Consider the following 16,813-nt stretch of genomic DNA (forward strand, 5'->3'; position numbering starts at 1 on the left):
CGAAGCGCCCGTCGGCCCCGCCGACGGGCGCTTCAGGCGCCGGAGGTCACGCGGTAGGCGTCGAAGACGCCGTCGACCTTGCGTACGGCGGCGAGGAGATGCCCGAGGTGTTTCGGGTCGGCCATCTCGAAGCTGAACCGGCTCACCGCCACCCGGTCGCGGGTGGTGGTGACGGTGGCGGAGAGGATGTTGACCCGCTCCTCGGAGAGCATCCGGGTGACGTCCGCCAGCAGCTTGTGCCGGTCCAGCGCCTCCACCTGGATCGCCACCAGGAACGTCGAGGCGGAGGTGAGCTTCCAGTTCACCTCGACCACCCGCTCGCCCTGGGCGCGCAGGTCCTCGGCGTTGGCGCAGTCGTCGCGGTGCACGCTGACCCCGCCGGAACGGGTCACGAAACCGAAGACCGAGTCCGGCGGGACCGGGGTGCAGCAGCGGGCCAGCTTGATCCACACGTCGCTGACCCCGCGTACGACCACACCCGGGTCGTGGCTGGAGGCGCGGCTGCGCGGCGGGCGGGTGGCCACGGCGGTCTCGGCGATGTCCTCCGCCGCGCCCTCCTCCCCGCCGTAGGAGGCCATCAGCTTCTGCACCACCGACTGGGCGGAGACCTGACTGTCGCCGACCGCCGCGTACAGCGACGCCACGTCGGCCAGGTGCAGGTCCCGGGCGATGGCCATCAGGTTGTCGGAGGTGAGCATCCGCTGCAACGGCATGCCCTGCTTGCGCATCGCCTTGACGATCGCGTCCTTGCCCTCCTCGATCGCCTCCTCGCGGCGCTCCTTGTTGAAGTACTGCCGGATCTTCGTCCGCGCCCGGGGGCTCTTCACGAAGCCGAGCCAGTCCTGCGTGGGGCCGGCCGTCTCGGACTTCGAGGTGAAGATCTCGATCACGTCGCCGTTGGACAGCGTCGACTCCAACGGCACCAGCTTGCCGTTGACCCGCGCCCCGATGCACTTGTGCCCCACCTCGGTGTGCACCGCGTACGCGAAGTCCACCGGCGTCGACCCCGTCGGCAACGGGATCACGTCGCCCTTCGGGGTGAAGACGTACACCTCCTGGCTGGACAGGTCGAACCGCAACGCGTCCAGGAACTCGCTCGGGTCGGCGGCCTCCCGCTGCCAGTCCAGCAACTGCCGCAGCCAGGTCATCTCGTCGATGTGGGCCGGCGGACCGACGATCTGGGTGCCCTTGTGCTCCTTGTACTTCCAGTGCGCCGCGATGCCGAACTCCGCCGTACGGTGCATCGCGTACGTGCGGATCTGCATCTCCACCGGCTTACCGGTCGGACCGATCACCGTGGTGTGCAGCGACTGGTACATGTTGAACTTCGGCATGGCGATGTAGTCCTTGAACCGGCCCGGCACCGGCTGCCAGTTCGCGTGGATCACCCCAAGCGCCGCGTAGCAGTCCCGCACCGTGTCGACCAGGATCCGCACACCCACCAGGTCGTAGATGTCGTTGAAGTCCCGCCCCCGCACGATCATCTTCTGGTAGATCGAGTACAGGTGCTTCGGCCGACCCGTCGTCTCCGCCTTGATCTTGGCGGCCTTCAGATCGGTCTGCACCTTCTGCGTCACCTGCCGCAGCAACGCCTCCCGCTGCGGCTGGTGCTCCCCGATCAGCCGGTTGATCTCCTCGAACCTCTTCGGGAACAACGTCCCGAACGCCAGGTCCTCCAGCTCCCACTTGATCGTGTTCATGCCGAGCCGGTGGGCCAGCGGGGCGAGGATCTCCAGCGTCTCCTTCGCCTTCTGTTCCTGCTTCGGGCGCGGCAGGAAGGTCAGCGTCCGCATGTTGTGCAGGCGGTCGGCCAGCTTGATCACCAGAACCCGCGGATCCTTGGCCATGGCGACGACCATCTTGCGGATCGTCTCGGCCTTCGCCGCATCGCCGAGCTTGACCTTGTCGAGCTTGGTGACCCCGTCGACCAGCAGGGCGACCTCACCACCGAAGTCGGACCGCATCTGGTCGAGGGTGTACTCCGTGTCCTCGATGGTGTCGTGCAGCAGCGCCGCGACCAGGGTGGTGGTGTCCATGCCCAGGTTCGCCAGGATGGTCGCCACCGCGAGCGGGTGGGTGATGTAGGGGTCGCCGGACTTGCGGTACTGCCCGGAGTGCCAGCGCGCAGCCGTGTCGAAGGCCCGCTGCAACAGCCGCGCGTCGGCCTTGGGGTGATTCTCCCGGTGTGACGCGATCAGCGGCTCCAGTACCTCGCTGACCTGCGAGGACTGCCACGGCGCGTTGAACCGGGCGAGACGTGCCCGAACCCGCCGCCCGGTCGGCGCGTGGGACAGGCCGAACCCACCGGCAGCCGCGGAATCACCGTCGCCGGCGTCGACGGCCGGACGAGCCGGGTCGCTGGCCTGCTGCGCCGCCCCCGACCCGCCACCGGACGCCGCCGCGGCGCCGTTACGGTCGGTCAGCGTGCCCTCCGCGTCACCTGTCGGGTGCACCGTGCCCTCCACCGGAGGAACGACCTCGTGGGACACCGGCCTCCTCACCGCTCGCCGGGACGACACCGACCGTGCGCCGGCCGGTCTGGTCTAGCGCCGCACAGGCGGGTAACCGCCCAGTCAGCAATGGGCAATGCTACCCCCACCCGGGGTGCCGTGCCGCTCCGCCGGACGGACCTTGCCGGGTCCGTCCGGGGTCGCCGACCTCTCAAACGGTCAACAGGGCATGCACGGGACGCGGAGCCAGCCGGTCGCGTCCACCGAGGAACGACAACTCCAGCAGCACGGTGAAACCCGCCACCGTGCCACCCGCCCGCTCGACCAGGTCGAGCGTGGCCGCCGCCGTGCCGCCGGTGGCGAGCACGTCGTCGACCACCAGCACCCGATGTCCGGCGGTGAAGGCGTCCTGGTGCACCTCGAGGGTGGCCTCGCCGTACTCCAGTTCGTAGGAGGCGGCGTACGCCGGCCGGGGCAACTTGCCGGCCTTACGCACCGGCACCACCCCGACTCCGGTCGCGTACGCGACCGCGGCGGCGACCACGAACCCCCGCGCCTCGATGCCGACCACGGCGTCGAAGGACTCCCGCCCGTGGTAGGCGACGATTCCGTCGATCACGTCCCGGAAGGCGTCACCGTCGGCGAACAACGGCATCAGGTCCTTGAACATGACGCCGGGCTTGGGAAAGTCGGGCACGTCGAGCACCCGGCTGGCCACCAGCCGGGCCACCTCCGGCCCGCTGTCTCCGCGTACCCCGGTGCTGTGGGTCTCCGTCACGGCAGTTCCGCTTCCTTCCACACGACGGCGGCGTCCCGCACGCTGCTCGCACAGCATGCAGGACGCCGCCGGTACCAGTCTCTACCGGGTCGCCCCGGGCGTCCTCAGCGTCGCTTTGCGCCGCCCGGACGGTTGCCGCCACCGGGACGCCCGCCCCGGGCACCACCGGAACGCTTGCCCGCCGGCCGGGCGCCCACCTTCGGCGCGGCGGCACCGGCGAGGGCGCCGGTCTCCGCGGTGACCGGCTCCTCGTCCCGCTCGACCGGGCGCGGCGCGCCGCCCGCCTTGACGGGGGTCTCGCCCCGGCCGACCGTGGACCGCCGGGCCAGCACCCGCTTGTTGTGCGCCTGGATCCGCGGGTCGCGGTTCTTCAGCACCACCAGCAGCGGGGTGGCCAGCGTGATCGAGGTGAGGAAGGCCATCGCCATACCGACGAAGAGCACCAGACCGAGGTCCTTCAGGGTGCCCGCGCCGAGCAGGCCGGCACCGATGAACAGGATGCCGCCGACCGGGAGCAGAGCGACCACCGAGGTGTTGATCGACCGCATCAGGCTCTGGTTCACGGCCAGGTTGGCCGCTTCGCCGTACGTCTGGTTGTTGTTCGCGGTGACGCCTCTGGTGTTCTCCTGCACCTTGTCGAAGACCACCACCACGTCGTACAGGGCGAAGCCCAGGATGGTGAGGAATCCGATGATCGTCGACGGGGTGACCTCGAACCCGACGATCGAGTAGAGGCCGGCGGTGAGGACCAGGTTCATCACCAGGGCGAAGATCGCCCCGACCGCCATCTGCCACTCGAACCGCAGGACCAGGTAGACCGTCACCAGCGCCAGGAAGACAACCAGACCGAGCAGGGCCCGGTTGGTCACCTGGCTGCCCCACGCCTCGCTGACCCGGTTGCTGGCGATCTCCGCCGGGTCGATGTCGAACACCTGACCCAACTCGGTCCGGACCGCCTCGGCCTGCTCCGCGTCGAGCTCGGTGGTACGCAGCTCGTAGAACTCGCCGCCACCCCCGCCGACCTGCTGGGTGGTCACCACCCGGCCACCCTCGCCCGCGGTGGCCAGCACCTCACCCGCCCGGTCCTCCACCTGCTCCAGGGCGCCGACGCTGGTCGGCACCTGGAAGGAGTTGCCGCCGGCGAACTCGATGCCCAGGCTGAAGCCCCGGAAGATGACACTGCCGAGCGCGATCACCACCAGCACGCTGGCGATGGTGAACCACATCTTGCGCCGGCCGACGATGTTGAGGCCGGCCTCACCTCGGTAGAGGCGGGCCGCCAGACCAGTCTCAGCCATCTCAGGCCTCCTTGACGCGCTGGTTGCGGGACGACGGGGCCGGCTCCGACCGGGCCGGCAGTGCCCGGCCCAGGCCGCTGACCCGTGGGGACAGGAACGCCTTGGTACGGGCGAACATCGTCATGATCGGATGCCGGAAGAGGAAGACCACCAGCAGGTCCAGCACCGTGGCCAGGCCGAGGGCGAAGGCGAAGCCCTTCACCGTGCCGACCGAGACGATGTAGAGCACCAGCGCCGACATGATCGTGATCGCGTTGGCGGAGATGATCGTCCGGCGGGCCCGGACCCAGGCCCGGGGTACCGCGCTGCGCGGGCTGCGCCCCTCCCGGATCTCGTCCTTGAGCCGTTCGAAGTAGATGACGAACGAGTCCGCCGCCACACCGAGCGAGACGATGATGCCGGCGATGCCGGCGAGGGTGAGCGTGAAGCCGATCTGCCGGCCGAGCACCACCAACGCGCCGAAGAGCAGCAGCGCCGACAGGATCAGGCTCAGGAAGATCACCGAGCCGAGCAGGCGGTAGTAGAAGAACGAGTAGATGATGACCAGCAGCATGCCGATGCCGGCCGCGAGCAGACCGGCCCGCAGGTGGCTGGCGCCCAGGGTGGCGGTGACGTTCTGCTGCTCCTGCGCCTCGAAGGTGACCGGCAGGGCTCCGTAGCTGAGGTAGCCGGCCAGCTCGCTGGCCTCGGCGTTGCTGAAGTTGCCGGTGATCTGGGAGTTGCCGGTGAGCACGCCCTGGATCTGCGGCGACGAGATGATCTGGTTGTCCAGCACCACGGCGACCCGGCACTTGCCCTCGTCACCGAGCGCGGACGCGTCACACGCCTGGCCCTCGTTGTTGAACGCCTCGCGGGTCAGCGCGGTCCACTTGTCCTGGCCCGAGCCGGTGAAGTTCAGGCTGACCACCCACTGGCTGGTCTGGTCGCGCACCGCGTTGGCGTCGGAGACGTCGGTGCCGAGCACCTTGGCCACGTCCAGCAGGTTCTTTGCGTACCCGCCCTCGCAGGCGACGACCTGCTGCTCCGGGTCGGAGATGGACGCCGGGGGCCGGTCGTCGAGCTGGGCGCAGCTGATCGTCGGCACGTTGAACTGCATCTGCCCCGGCAGCACCGCGACCTCACGGCCGCTCAGCTCACCGAACGGCTTGAGCTTGTCGGCCAGCGAGGGGTCGGCGCTCAGGTCGGCCGGCGCCTGCAACCCGCTGGCGGCGGCCCACGCCTCGGCACCGACCTTCTGCTCGACGGCGCGGCGCTGTTCCTCGATGCTCTGCGGCACCTCTTCGGTCGCGGTCGGCGACGGGGTCGGGGTCGGGGTCTGGGTCGCCGACGGGGTCGGCGTCGGCGCGCCACCGCCCTGGCCACCGGCGTCCGGCGACGAGGTGGCCTCGGCGTCGGGCGCGGGGCTCGCGGAGCCCGAGGGGGTGGCCTCGGGGCTCGCGGAGCCGGACGGGGTCGCCGAAGGGCTCTCGCTCGGTGCCGGCGACGGGATCGACCCGCTGCCGTCGGCGATCTTCAGGACCTTCCGGAACCGCAGCTCGGCGGCGCTGCCGACCTCGTTGAGCTCGCGGTTCTCGCCGGGCAGGGAGACGACGATGTTGCGGTCGCCCTCGGTGACCACCTCGGCCTCGGCCACGCCGTACGCGTTGACCCGGCTCTCGATGATCTGGCGGGCCCGCTCCAGGTTCTCCGCCGTGGGGGCGCGGCCGTCGAGGGTGTTGGTGGCCTCCAGCGTGAGCCGTGTGCCGCCGACCAGGTCAAGACCGAGGCGGGGTTCGAGCCGGTCCTTCCAGCCACCGCTGGCGCCGCCCGAGAAGAACACCAAAAGATAGAGGACGACGAAGATGGCCCCGAGCACGGCCAACTGCCGTCCCGGGCGCATCTGTCCCTGAGGTGGTGCCACGGCTGTCCTGTCTCCCTGTGGTCACGCCGCCGCGGGCGCGGCGGCGGGTCGGCCGGTCCCCCGGCCGACGGTCTGCCTTCCGACGGCGCTCAGGCGGGCACCGCCGTCTCGGGGGTCGACGCGGAGCGTGGACCGGGTACGAGTCGGCGCGCCGGCGCCCGACGTCGGCCTTCTATCCAATTGTCTCAATGCGCAATTCGAGGATGGCACCCACCCGGGGACACGCGTGGGCACTTCCCGTCCGAATCGCCGGGAGACCGGCGACCCGGATGGGACTCGGCGTCAGTCCTTGACGGAGTCGGATTCCTCGACGGGCGACTCGACCGGGCGCTCCGCCGGGGTGACCACCCGGGCGATCGCCGGCCGGGCGTAGCGGGTCTGCACTCCGGGAGCGACCTCCAGCAGCACGCTGTCGTCCTCGACACCGGTGACCGCGCCGTAGAGCCCGCCGATGGTGACCACCTCGTCGCCCACGGAGAGGTTGGCCTGCATCGATTCGGCCTCGCGGCGGCGCTTCTGCTGCGGACGGATCATCATGAAGTACATGACGCCGAAGAGCAGAGCGATCATGAGGATCGGCGTGAAGCCTCCCGCTCCGCCGCCTTCTGCTGCGTAGTGCACGGTTGTCGACCTTCCCATTGGCCGCCGGACCGGCGCGTCGGCGCCGCACCGGAGGCGGATTCTCACGTCCTGTACAGACCGCGGCGAGTCTAGTCGCTCTGTCTGGGAACGCCGAACGCGGCAGAGATCACGAACAGATCACGGCTCGCCGACGTCCAGCGAGAACAGATCCGGCGCGGGAGGAGCTTCTGCCGCAAATGTACCATTCGGCGGCGTACGGCCCAGATGGTGCCAGGCGGCCTCGGTGGCCACCCGGCCTCGGGGCGTACGCGCCAGCAGCCCGGCCCGCACCAGGAACGGCTCACAGACCTCCTCGACCGTGTCCGGCTGCTCCCCCACCGCCACGGCCAGGGTGGACAGGCCGACCGGACCACCCCGGAACGAATCCACCAGCGCGGTCAGCACCGCTCGGTCGAGCCGGTCCAGCCCGAGGGCGTCCACGTCGTACACGATCAGGGCCGCCCGGGCGGTCGCGACGGTGACCACACCGTCGGCGCGCACCTCGGCGAAGTCCCGCACCCGGCGCAGCAGTCGGTTGGCGATCCGGGGCGTGCCCCGGGACCGGCCGGCGATCTCCGCCGCCCCGTCCTCGGTGATCGGCACCCCGAGGATGCGCGCCGAGCGGTGCAGCAGCGTCTCCAGGTCGGCCGGCGAGTAGAAATCCAGGTGCGCCACGAAGCCGAACCGGTCCCGCATCGGGCCGGTGAGCAGACCGGACCGGGTGGTCGCGCCGACCAGCGTGAACGGCTCCACGTCGAGCGGGATGGCGGTGGCCCCCGGCCCCTTGCCCACGACCACGTCGACCCGGAAGTCCTCCATCGCGCTGTAGAGCAGTTCCTCCGCCGGCCGGGCGATCCGGTGGATCTCGTCGATGAAGAGCACGTCCCCCTCGGCCAGGCTGGTCAGGATCGCCGCCAGGTCACCGGAGCGTTCGATCGCCGGCCCGCTGGTCACCCGGATGCCGGTACCCAGCTCGGCGGCCACGATGTTGGCGAGGCTGGTCTTGCCCAGGCCCGGCGGGCCCGAGAGCAGGATGTGGTCGGGCGGCGAGCCGCGCCGCATGGCGCCCTGAAGCAGCAGGTCGAGCTGGTCGCGAACGCGGTCCTGGGCGATGAACTCGGCGAGGCGCTTCGGTCGGACGCTTACCTCCGCGTCCAGCTCCGCGTCGTTGACGTACGCCGAGACCAGGTTCTCGCTGCTCATCGGGTCCGACCCAGCAGCCGGATGGCCTGCTTCAACAGCACCGGCACCGGCGGGGTGGGACCGTCGACGCTCTCGGCGACGGCGGCGACCGCCTGGTCGGCCTGGCCGGCCGTCCAACCGAGCCCGATCAACGCCTGGCGGACCTGATCCGGCCAGCTGCCGCCGGTCACCCCGGCCGCGCCGTCGGCACCCACCGGCACCGGGCCGATCCGGTCGCGCAGCTCCAGCACCAGTCGCTCGGCGCCCTTCTTGCCGATGCCCGGCACCCGGGTCAGCGCCGCCGTGTCGGCGTTGGCGACGGCCTTGCGTACCGCGTCGGGGGTGTGCACCGCGAGCACCGCCTGAGCCAGCCGCGGGCCGACCCCGCTGGCGGTCTGCAACAGCTCGAACAGTGCCTTGGCGTCGTCGTCGGCGAAACCGTAGAGGGTGAGTGAGTCCTCCCGGACGACCAGGCTGGTGGCCAGCCGGGCCGGCTGGCCGGCCCGAAGGTCGGCGAGCGTGCCGGGAGCGCACTGCACGGCCAGTCCGACCCCGCCGACCTCGATCACCGCCTGGTCCGGGCCGACGGCGGTCACCACGCCGCGCACACTGGCGATCATCTCGCTCCTCCTCGTCTGACCCGGTCCGCCGCGGCGGCCAGTTTCGAGCGGGTGCCGCCACGCCACACGTGGCAGATGGCCAGCGCGAGGGCGTCCGCGGCATCCGCCGGCCGGGGTGGCTCGGGCAGCCGCAGCAGCCGGGTGACCATCGCGGTCATCTGGGCCTTGTCCGCCTGGCCGGAACCGGTCACCGCCGCCTTCACCTCGCTCGGGGTGTACGTCTGCACCGGCAGCCCGGCACGCGCCCCGGCCAGCACCGCGATCCCGCTGGCCTGGGCGGTGCCCATCACCGTACGCACGTTGTGCTGGCTGAACACCCGCTCGACGGCCACGCTGTCCGGTCGGTGCTCGGCGACCAACTCGGTAAGCGCACGGTCCAGATGCAACAGGCGGGTGGGCAGTTCGTCGGCCGGGTCGGTGTAGACGACGTAGTAGGCGATGAGCGTGCAGGATCGTCCGGGCACCCCCTCGACCACGCCGACACCGCACCGGGTCAGCCCCGGGTCGACGCCGAGCACCCGCACGCCGTCTCCCTCCCACCGTCAGCCAGTACGTGTGTTCGACACCCTACCGATGCCGCCGACCCGGCGTGCCGCCGGACACGCCCGCCACCGCGCGCCGCCGGACACGCCGTCGCGGCGAGGCGGTCACGATGTGCCGCGCGGACGCGCCCGCCGTGGCGGGTGCGGCCGGGATGTAGCGGACAACCACACAGCACGGGGCCAGTATGTGCCGCCATCCCATGTGCGCCCGACCACACAGCTCGTAACTTCATGCGCCATGACGGCAGAACCCGTGGCGGTCCCCCACGTCGTGAACGTCGACCTGGCCGGTCGTACCGCCCTCGTGACGGGCGGGGGCGGTGGCATCGGCCGGGCCTGTGCCCTGCGGCTGGCGGCGGCCGGTGCCACGGTCGTGGTGGTGGACCGCAACGTCGAGGCGGCCAAGCAGGTGGCCGGCGAGGCCGGGGGCCGGGCAGAGGGGGTGGACCTCGCCGATCCGGCGGCGGTGGACGCGCTGTACGCCGACGTCGACATCGTGGTCAACAACGCCGGGCTGCAACATGTCGCGCCGCTCCAGGATTTTCCCGTCGAGCGGTTCGAGTACATCCAGCGGGTGATGGTGGAGGCGCCGTTCCTGCTGATCCGGCGGGCGCTGCCGCACATGTACGCCCGCGGTTGGGGTCGGATCGTGAACATCTCCTCGGTGCACGGGCTGCGCGCCTCGCCGTACAAGGCCGCCTACGTCTCCGCCAAGCACGCCCTGGAAGGGCTGTCGAAGGTGGTGGCGCTGGAGGGCGCGGCGCACGGGGTGACCGCCAACTGCATCAACCCGGCGTACGTGCGTACCGCGCTGGTGGAGAGCCAGATCGCCGACCAGTCGACCGCCCACGGCATCCCCGAGTCCGAGGTCATCGAGAAGATCATGTTGGCCCGTGCGGCGGTCAAGCGGCTGATCGAGCCGGAGGAGGTGGCGGAACTGCTGGCGTACCTCTGCTCGCCGCCGGCGGGCTTCCTCACCGGCGCCTCGATCGCGCTCGACGGGGGTTGGACGGCGAACTGACGCCGGCCACCCGCAGAATGTCCGTCATGTCGTCGCCGGTGGAGTTCCTGGAACTGCTCGCCCGGGAGGCGGCCGCGGTCGAGTTCGAGGGACCGCTGGTCGCCGCCCGCTCGGCCGGGCTGCCCGCCGAGCGCCTCGCCGAGTTGGAACAGGCCAAGACGGTGGCGCTGCGCGTGCGGGCGCTGCTGGAGCGCCGCCGCCGCCGGGAGGGCGAGCTGTCCGGCCTGTACGACACGGTGAGCGACCTGGCCGGGCTACGCGACCTGGACGAGGTGCTGCGGGCGATCGTGCACCGGGCCCGGCACCTGCTCGGCGCGGACGTCGCCTACATGACGCTCGACGACGCCGAGCGCGGCGACACCTACATGCGGGTGACCGACGGCTCGGTCTCCGCCCGGTTCCAGCGGCTGCGGCTGCCCATGGGCGCCGGGCTCGGTGGCCTGGTGGCCCAGTCCGGCGCCCCGTACGTGACCGCGAACTACCCGGAGGACGAGCGGTTCCACCACACCCGCGAGATCGACGCCGGGGTGGGTGAGGAAGGGCTGGTCGCCATCCTCGGGGTGCCGCTGCGACTCGGCTCGACAAGCATCGGCGTGCTCTACGCGGCCAACCGCTCGGCCCGGCCGTTCGCCCGCGAGGAGGTGGCGCTGCTGCTCTCCCTGGCGGCCCACGCCGCGGTGGCGATCGACACCGCGCGGCTGCTGGCCGAGACCCGCGCGGCGTTGGAGGAACTGTCCTCGGCGAACACCACCATCCGGGCGCACAGCAGTTCCGTGGAGCGGGCCGCCGCGGCGCACGACCGGATGACCGCGCTGGTGTTGCGCGGCGGCGGGGTGGAGGACGTGGCCGCAGCCGTCACCGACGTGCTCGGCGGCGCGCTGTTGGCGCTGGACGCCGAGGGACGGCGGCTGGCCCAGGTCGGTGAGATCGACGAGCCGGACCGGGCGGAGATCGTGGAGGCGGTAGCGGCGTCGCGGACGGAGGGACGCAGCGTACGCCGCGGCACGCTGTGGTACGCCGCCGTGGTGGCCGGCGCGGAGAACCTGGGCGTACTGGTGCTGCGTCCCGAGGGGGAACCGGCCGACGCCGACCAGCGGATCCTGGAGCGTGCGGCGCTGGTGACCGCCCTGCTACTGCTGTTCCGGCGTACCGTCGCCGATGCGGAGGGACGGGTCCGGGGCGAGTTGCTCGACGACCTGATCGCCCGGCCGCTGCGCGACACCGACGCGCTGCGCAGCCGGGCGCGTCGGCTGGGCGTGGATCTCGACGCCCCGCACGTGCTGGTGGCCGTCGGCGACGATGCCATCGCGGCGACCGGCTCCGCCCGGCAGCGGGTGCTCTCCTGGGCCACCACGTACGCCTCGACCCGGAGCGGGTTGGCCGCGGCGCGCGACGGCAGGGTGGCGCTGATGTTGCCCGGTCAGGACGCCGGGAGCAGCGCCCGCGCGGTGGCCCGGGACCTGTCCCGGACCACCGGTCGACCGGTGACCGCGGGAGCGAGCGGCCCGTCGACCGGCCCGGCGTCGCTGGCCGCCGCGTTCCGGGAGGCGGACCGCTGCCTGACCGCGCTGGGCGCGCTGGGCCGGGCCGGGCAGGGGGCGAGCAGCGCCGAGCTGGGATTCGTCGGGCTGCTGCTGGGTGCCGTCGACGACAGCGGCGAGGCCGACGTGAGCCGGTTCCTCACCGCGACGATCGGCCCGGTGATCGAATACGACGCCCGGCGCGGCACCGCGTTGGTGCGGACCCTGGAGGCGTACTTCGGGGTGGGTGGCAGCCTGGCCCGGGCCGCCGAGCAGTTGCACGTGCACGTCAACACGGTGACCCAGCGGCTGGAGCGGGTCGGGCAGTTGCTCGGCGCCGACTGGCAGCGGCCGGACCGGGCCCTGGAGGTGCAGTTGGCCCTGCGCCTGCACCGGTTGCGTACGCCGGCCGGCTGAGCGACCGCCGGACACCGTGCGATGTGTCGGCAGCACGGGTCAGCGAGCGCGGATACCGGCCAGGACGCCGTCGACGACCCTCTCCGGCAGGTTCGCCGCGTCGAGGTCCGGGTTCCAGTTCAGCACCCGCTGGATGAGCATCGGCCCGGTGAGCATCGCCATCGTCACCTCGATGTCGATGTCGGTGCGCAGCTCGCCCTCGCGGACGCCACGGCGCAGCACCTCCCGCATCGCCGCCCGGCGGGGCTCCACGATGCTCTGGTAGAACGCGTACCGCTCGGGGCTGCGTTTCATCACCGGCGCCAGACCGGGCATGATCTGCGCCGCGCGCGGGTCGACGTTGTGGCCGATCGCGGTCACCAGCGTGATCAGGTCTTCGCGGACGGACTCCCCGGACGGCTGCGGCGGATCGCCCTTGAGCCGACGCAACGCGTCGCGCAGCAGCGCGTCCTTACCCGGCCAGCGGCGGTAGATGGTGGCCTTGCCCACCCCGGCCCGCGCGGCGATCGCCTCGACCGAGATCGTCTCGACGATGCTGCCCTCGGCGAGCAGATCCAGGGTGGCCTCGATGATCGCCTCGTCCGCGCGGACGCTGCGTGGTCGGCCGGGTGGTCGTGCAGCGTCCGCCGTGCTGGTCATCCCCTCATTGTCCCTGCCCGGATGTGGCAGCGGCCAACCCGGGTCCGCCGATCGTCGCCGGCCCGCCGGTGGTGGCCCGGCCGGGCATGAAGCGCAGGGCCACCAGGATGCCGGCCGCGGCGACCAGCGCGGCCAGGGTGGCCGAAAGATGCATCGCCGAGACGAAGGAGTCGTTGGCCGCCTCGACCAGTTGCGGGCCCGCCGGACCGAGCTGACCCGCTGCGGCGTACGCGCCGGCGATGGACTCGCCGGCTGCTTCGCCGGCTGCCGGTGGCAGGTCCACCAGGGCCGGTTCGATCCCGTGGCGGTAGCCGGCGGCCAGCACCGAGCCGATCACCGCGACGCCCAGCGCGGCGGCCACCTGCCGGATGGTGTTGCTGATCGCGGAGCCCACGCCGGCCTTCTCCCGGGGCAGCGCCGACATGATCGATTCGGTGGCCGGCGGCATGATGTTGGCCATCCCGACGCCCTGCAGGAAGAAGGCGACCAGCACCAGCCAGATGGGTGTGGCGGCGTCGACGAAGGCGAACCCGCCCAACGCCACCGAGGTCAACACCAGCCCCACCACCGACACCGCCCGGCTGCCGTACCGGCGGACCATGGTGGCGCTGCGTGGTGCGAAGAAGAGTTGGGCGACCGCGAAGGGCAGGAAGAGCAGGCCGGTCTCCAGCGGGCTGTAGCCGCGCACCAGTTGCAGGTAGAACGAGCTGAAGAACATCACGCCCATCGCGGCGAAGAAGACCAGGCCGATCATCGCCACCGGGGCGGCGAACCGGGGCACCCGGAACAGTCGGACGTCCAGCGCCGGGTGGCTGCTGCCTCGCTCGTGCCGGACGAACCAGGCCAGCACCGCGACGCCGCCGAGGATCGAGGCCCAGACCAGGGGGCGATCGAAGCCGTGCTCGCCGCCGTCGATGATGCCGTAGGTGAGGGCGACCAGACCGACCACGGAGAGCAGCACACCGACCGCGTCGATGCGGCCCGGTTCGGGGTCGCGCGACTCAGGCACCAGCAACGCGACCAGGGTGACGCCGAGCGCCACCACCGGCACGTTGATCAGGAAGACCGAACCCCACCAGTAGTGCTCCAGCAACAACCCGCCGAGGACCGGCCCGATGGCCACCGCCAGACCGACCGCGCCGGCCCAGATGCCGATGGCGCGTCCTCGTTCCCGGGGATCGAAGACGTTGGAGATGATCGACAACGTCGCCGGCATGATCGCTGCGCCGCCGAACCCCATCAGCGCCCGGGCCGCGATCAATTGGCCGGGCGTCTGCGCGTACGCCGACAGCAGTGAGGCCAGGCCGAAGAGCACGAGCCCGATCAGCAGCATCCGGCGGCGGCCGGCCCGGTCCCCCAACACGCCGAAGGTGAACAGCAGCCCGGCGAAGACCAGGGTGTATGAGTTGATCGACCACTCCAGCTCGCCCTGGCTCGCCCCGAGCCCGTGCACCGGATCGGCGAGCGTGCGTAGCGCGACGTTGAGGATGGTGTTGTCGAGGACGACCACGAGCAGGCTGATCACCAGCACCCCGAGGATCGCCCACCTCCTCGGATGTCCGGTGTTCTGCTCGTTCGGCTGCATTCCCGCCCCCGACTTCGATTCGGTCCCGTCCGCGTCGACTTCGAGCGTAGGACATTTACGATACGGTACGGAACCGTATCGGTATGACCCACGTCACGATAAGCGCGGACGGCGACCGCACGTGCGCCCGCCCCGACTACAGCACCCGGAGGGCGGCGGAGAGAGAGTCGAGACGCGTCACGGGCGGGGCGAGCGGCTCGACCCAGCCCGGACCGGCGCCGTACACCCGGACCGCCGGAAAATCCCGGGCGAACCGCCCGATGCGGTACGACCGGCCGGTCACCGGCGACTGGGACCAGACCGCGACGGTGTGCGGCCGGGCCCGGACGACGGCGCTGGCCAACGCCGCCCACGGCAGCGCCGGCCCGACCAGCAGGCAGCCCCGGCCACGTTCCCGCAACGCGGCGGCCAGCGCGTGCAGTCCGAGACCGTGTTCCTCCTGTTCCGCCCCGGCCAGCAACACACCGTCGGTGGGCGAACCGACGCCCGGCTCACGGCGGAACACGTCCAGACCGACCCGGACGCCTTCGGACAGGGCGTGCCCGACGGCGATCCCGACGGCGGTCCGTCCGCTCAGCGCGGCGAGCACCGGCACGCAGACGTCGTCCCACAGCCGCACCACTCCCCACACCTCGGCCAACTCGACCACCAGCGCGGCGACCAGGTTGACGTCGAGTTCCTCGGCGGCGGCCGTGAGGCGCTTGACCGCGATCTGCCCGACCTCGGCGGGTACCAGAACCCCAGACACCAGACTTCCTCCCAGTGGACAGGTCTCCACCGGGGGATTCGTCAGCACGGCCCGCCACGGATGCGCTTGCCACGGCCTTGACCCGGACCGCCAAGTTCATGATCAATCCAGAACGTCGGCCTCAAGCCCTTCTCGGCGAGCATCAAGTCCAACGCCGAGGGAAGGCTGGCCGACGACGTCTAGATCCTGTCGGTCACCATCACCCGGGTCAACCACGACGACAAGACCGAGGGCGGCGCCGCCGCGGACAGCTTCCGCACCTCCCCCGGGCCGGGGTGGCGGTAGGCCGGCAACCCGGGCCGGGGACAGCGCCGCCCGCCCTCACCGGTCAGGTGATGAGGGCGGGCGGCGAGCGCCGGCCGCACACCGGCGAGCCATCCGGTGCGGCGTCGGACGGCGCGATCAGGAGGTGAGCGCGTCGAGGGCCAGGTCGACGTCCTCGGTGGTGGAGTAGAGGTGGAACGAGGCCCGGACCCGACCGGCCCGCACCGCCGCGCGTACCCCGGCGCGTTCCAACTTCTCCTGCGCGCCGGGCACCTCGACGGTGACGATCGCGCTGTGCCCGGTCGGCTGCCCCAGACCGGTGAGGAACCGGTTGGCCAACGCCACGTCGTACGCCCGCACCTGCTCGACGCCGATCTCCAGCAGCAGTTCCAGCGCCGGAGCGGCACCCACCCAGCTGAACCAGGCCGGCGAGAGGTCGAACCGGCGGGCGTCGTCGGCCAGCCGCAGCGGCGGCCCGTAGTAGGAGGCGTGCGGATCGCGACCCGCGTACCAACCGGCGGCGTCGGGTCGCAGCCGGTCCCGCAGCCCGGGCGCCAGGTAGGCGAACGCGGTGCCCCGGGGCGCCATCAGCCACTTGTATCCGCCGGTCACCACGACGTCCGCGCGGGCCGCGTCGAACGGCAGCCAACCGCACGCCTGGGTGGCGTCCACCGCGACGAGCGCACCGTGGGTCCGGGCCGCCGCGACGATCTCGTCGTACGCGGCGATCATGCCGTCGGCGGACTGCACCAGGCTGAACGCCACCAGATAGGTGTCAGCGTCGACGGCGGCGGCCAACTCGTCCAGCGGGACGGTGCGCACCTCGACGCCCCGTTCGGCCTGGACGAGCCAGGGAAACAGGTTGGAGGTGAACTCGACCTCGGGCACCAGCACCCGGGCACCGGCGGGCAGCGCGGCGGCGACCGGCGCCAGCAACTGGGAGACGGTGGCACCGACCGCGACATCCGCCACCGGCACCGCGACCAGGGAGGCGAACGCCGTCCGGCACCTGTCGGTGGCGGCGCCCCAGTCCTCCCAGGCGCCCCGCCCCGCCCGCCAAGCGGCCAGCGCGTCCTGCAACGCGTCCCAGGCCGGGTCGGGCGGCAACCCGTAGCTGGCGGTGTTCAGCCAGCCCGGCTGCGGTTGCCACAGCTTCTGCGCCTGCTCCAGATCCACACCCCGACGCTAACCCCCCGCCGCCCCACCCCGAAGCGCCAATCCCACCCCA

14 protein-coding genes are annotated in these 16,813 nt (G+C 71.7%); 2 read left to right on the forward strand and 12 right to left on the reverse strand.

What is annotated here, in order from left to right; translation table 11 throughout:
* Positions 1-32 precede the first annotated feature (32 nt).
* The 8 genes from AC2CHE_RS18485 to ruvC all read right to left on the reverse strand — a co-directional run bounded on the left by AC2CHE_RS18485 (position 33) and on the right by ruvC (position 9,373).
* On the reverse strand, positions 33-2,465 hold the full coding sequence (locus AC2CHE_RS18485) for a RelA/SpoT family protein (RefSeq protein ID WP_484506165.1): 2,433 nt from the start codon (positions 2,463-2,465) through the stop codon (positions 33-35).
* Between the two features lie 196 nt (positions 2,466-2,661).
* A complete protein-coding gene (locus AC2CHE_RS18490; protein WP_484506144.1) occupies positions 2,662-3,228 on the reverse strand; it encodes an adenine phosphoribosyltransferase in 567 nt (188 codons plus the stop codon).
* Between the two features lie 104 nt (positions 3,229-3,332).
* Positions 3,333-4,526 (reverse strand): protein translocase subunit SecF, encoded by a 1,194-nt coding sequence (gene secF / locus AC2CHE_RS18495; RefSeq protein ID WP_484506145.1) that lies wholly within the window; start codon positions 4,524-4,526, stop codon positions 3,333-3,335.
* A gap of 1 nt (position 4,527) precedes the next feature.
* On the reverse strand, positions 4,528-6,426 hold the full coding sequence (secD, locus tag AC2CHE_RS18500; protein ID WP_484506146.1) for a protein translocase subunit SecD: 1,899 nt from the start codon (positions 6,424-6,426) through the stop codon (positions 4,528-4,530).
* A 282-nt stretch (positions 6,427-6,708) separates the two neighbouring features.
* Positions 6,709-7,047, reverse strand: coding sequence for a preprotein translocase subunit YajC (gene yajC, locus AC2CHE_RS18505; protein ID WP_484506147.1), 339 nt, complete (start codon positions 7,045-7,047; stop codon positions 6,709-6,711).
* Positions 7,048-7,185: 138 nt separating this feature from the next.
* A complete protein-coding gene (gene ruvB / locus AC2CHE_RS18510; protein WP_484506148.1) occupies positions 7,186-8,250 on the reverse strand; it encodes a Holliday junction branch migration DNA helicase RuvB in 1,065 nt (354 codons plus the stop codon).
* A complete protein-coding gene (ruvA, locus tag AC2CHE_RS18515) occupies positions 8,247-8,849 on the reverse strand; it encodes a Holliday junction branch migration protein RuvA (RefSeq protein WP_484506149.1) in 603 nt (200 codons plus the stop codon). The genes ruvB and ruvA overlap by 4 nt, the downstream gene beginning before the upstream one ends.
* Positions 8,846-9,373, reverse strand: a complete 528-nt coding sequence (ruvC, locus tag AC2CHE_RS18520) for a crossover junction endodeoxyribonuclease RuvC (protein ID WP_484506150.1) — start codon at positions 9,371-9,373, stop codon at positions 8,846-8,848. Before ruvC ends, ruvA begins: the two co-directional genes overlap by 4 nt.
* Before the next feature lie 256 nt (positions 9,374-9,629).
* Between ruvC and AC2CHE_RS18525 the strand changes: the two genes are divergently transcribed.
* Together AC2CHE_RS18525 and AC2CHE_RS18530 are read left to right on the forward strand one after the other, a co-directional pair.
* The gene (locus AC2CHE_RS18525; RefSeq protein WP_484506151.1) at positions 9,630-10,412 is read left to right on the forward strand and encodes a 3-hydroxybutyrate dehydrogenase; all 783 of its coding nucleotides are present in this window, start codon (positions 9,630-9,632) and stop codon (positions 10,410-10,412) included.
* 17 nt (positions 10,413-10,429) lie between these two features.
* The gene (locus tag AC2CHE_RS18530; protein WP_484506152.1) at positions 10,430-12,349 is read left to right on the forward strand and encodes a helix-turn-helix domain-containing protein; all 1,920 of its coding nucleotides are present in this window, start codon (positions 10,430-10,432) and stop codon (positions 12,347-12,349) included.
* A 39-nt stretch (positions 12,350-12,388) separates the two neighbouring features.
* Here the strand turns inward: AC2CHE_RS18530 and AC2CHE_RS18535 are convergent, their stop codons facing one another.
* The 4 genes from AC2CHE_RS18535 to AC2CHE_RS18550 form a co-directional block, all read right to left on the reverse strand.
* Complete coding sequence (locus AC2CHE_RS18535; protein WP_484506153.1) at positions 12,389-12,988, reverse strand: TetR/AcrR family transcriptional regulator; 600 nt, start codon at positions 12,986-12,988, stop codon at positions 12,389-12,391.
* Positions 12,989-12,992: 4 nt separating this feature from the next.
* Complete coding sequence (locus AC2CHE_RS18540) at positions 12,993-14,573, reverse strand: DHA2 family efflux MFS transporter permease subunit (protein ID WP_484506154.1); 1,581 nt, start codon at positions 14,571-14,573, stop codon at positions 12,993-12,995.
* Between the two features lie 136 nt (positions 14,574-14,709).
* Positions 14,710-15,321 carry a transcriptional regulator gene (locus tag AC2CHE_RS18545; RefSeq protein ID WP_484506155.1) on the reverse strand — a complete coding sequence of 204 codons (612 nt, stop codon included), beginning with the start codon at positions 15,319-15,321 and terminating at the stop codon, positions 14,710-14,712.
* Positions 15,322-15,723: 402 nt separating this feature from the next.
* Positions 15,724-16,761, reverse strand: a complete 1,038-nt coding sequence (locus tag AC2CHE_RS18550) for an aminotransferase class V-fold PLP-dependent enzyme (protein WP_484506156.1) — start codon at positions 16,759-16,761, stop codon at positions 15,724-15,726.
* Between the last annotated feature and the right edge of the window lie 52 nt (positions 16,762-16,813).

This window comes from Micromonospora sp. ATLC16, assembly GCF_057196645.1.

Excerpts from the sequence above, each read along its gene's own strand:
- secF (WP_484506145.1), bottom strand. The coding sequence starts at position 4,526 with ATGGCTGAGACTGGTCTGGCGGCCCGCCTCTACCGAGGTGAGGCCGGC.
- ruvB (WP_484506148.1), bottom strand. The coding sequence starts at position 8,250 with ATGAGCAGCGAGAACCTGGTCTCGGCGTACGTCAACGACGCGGAGCTG.
- ruvA (WP_484506149.1), bottom strand. The coding sequence starts at position 8,849 with ATGATCGCCAGTGTGCGCGGCGTGGTGACCGCCGTCGGCCCGGACCAG.
- AC2CHE_RS18525 (WP_484506151.1), top strand. The coding sequence starts at position 9,630 with ATGACGGCAGAACCCGTGGCGGTCCCCCACGTCGTGAACGTCGACCTG.
- AC2CHE_RS18530 (WP_484506152.1), top strand. The coding sequence starts at position 10,430 with ATGTCCGTCATGTCGTCGCCGGTGGAGTTCCTGGAACTGCTCGCCCGG.
- AC2CHE_RS18535 (WP_484506153.1), bottom strand. The coding sequence starts at position 12,988 with ATGACCAGCACGGCGGACGCTGCACGACCACCCGGCCGACCACGCAGC.
- AC2CHE_RS18540 (WP_484506154.1), bottom strand. The coding sequence starts at position 14,573 with ATGCAGCCGAACGAGCAGAACACCGGACATCCGAGGAGGTGGGCGATC.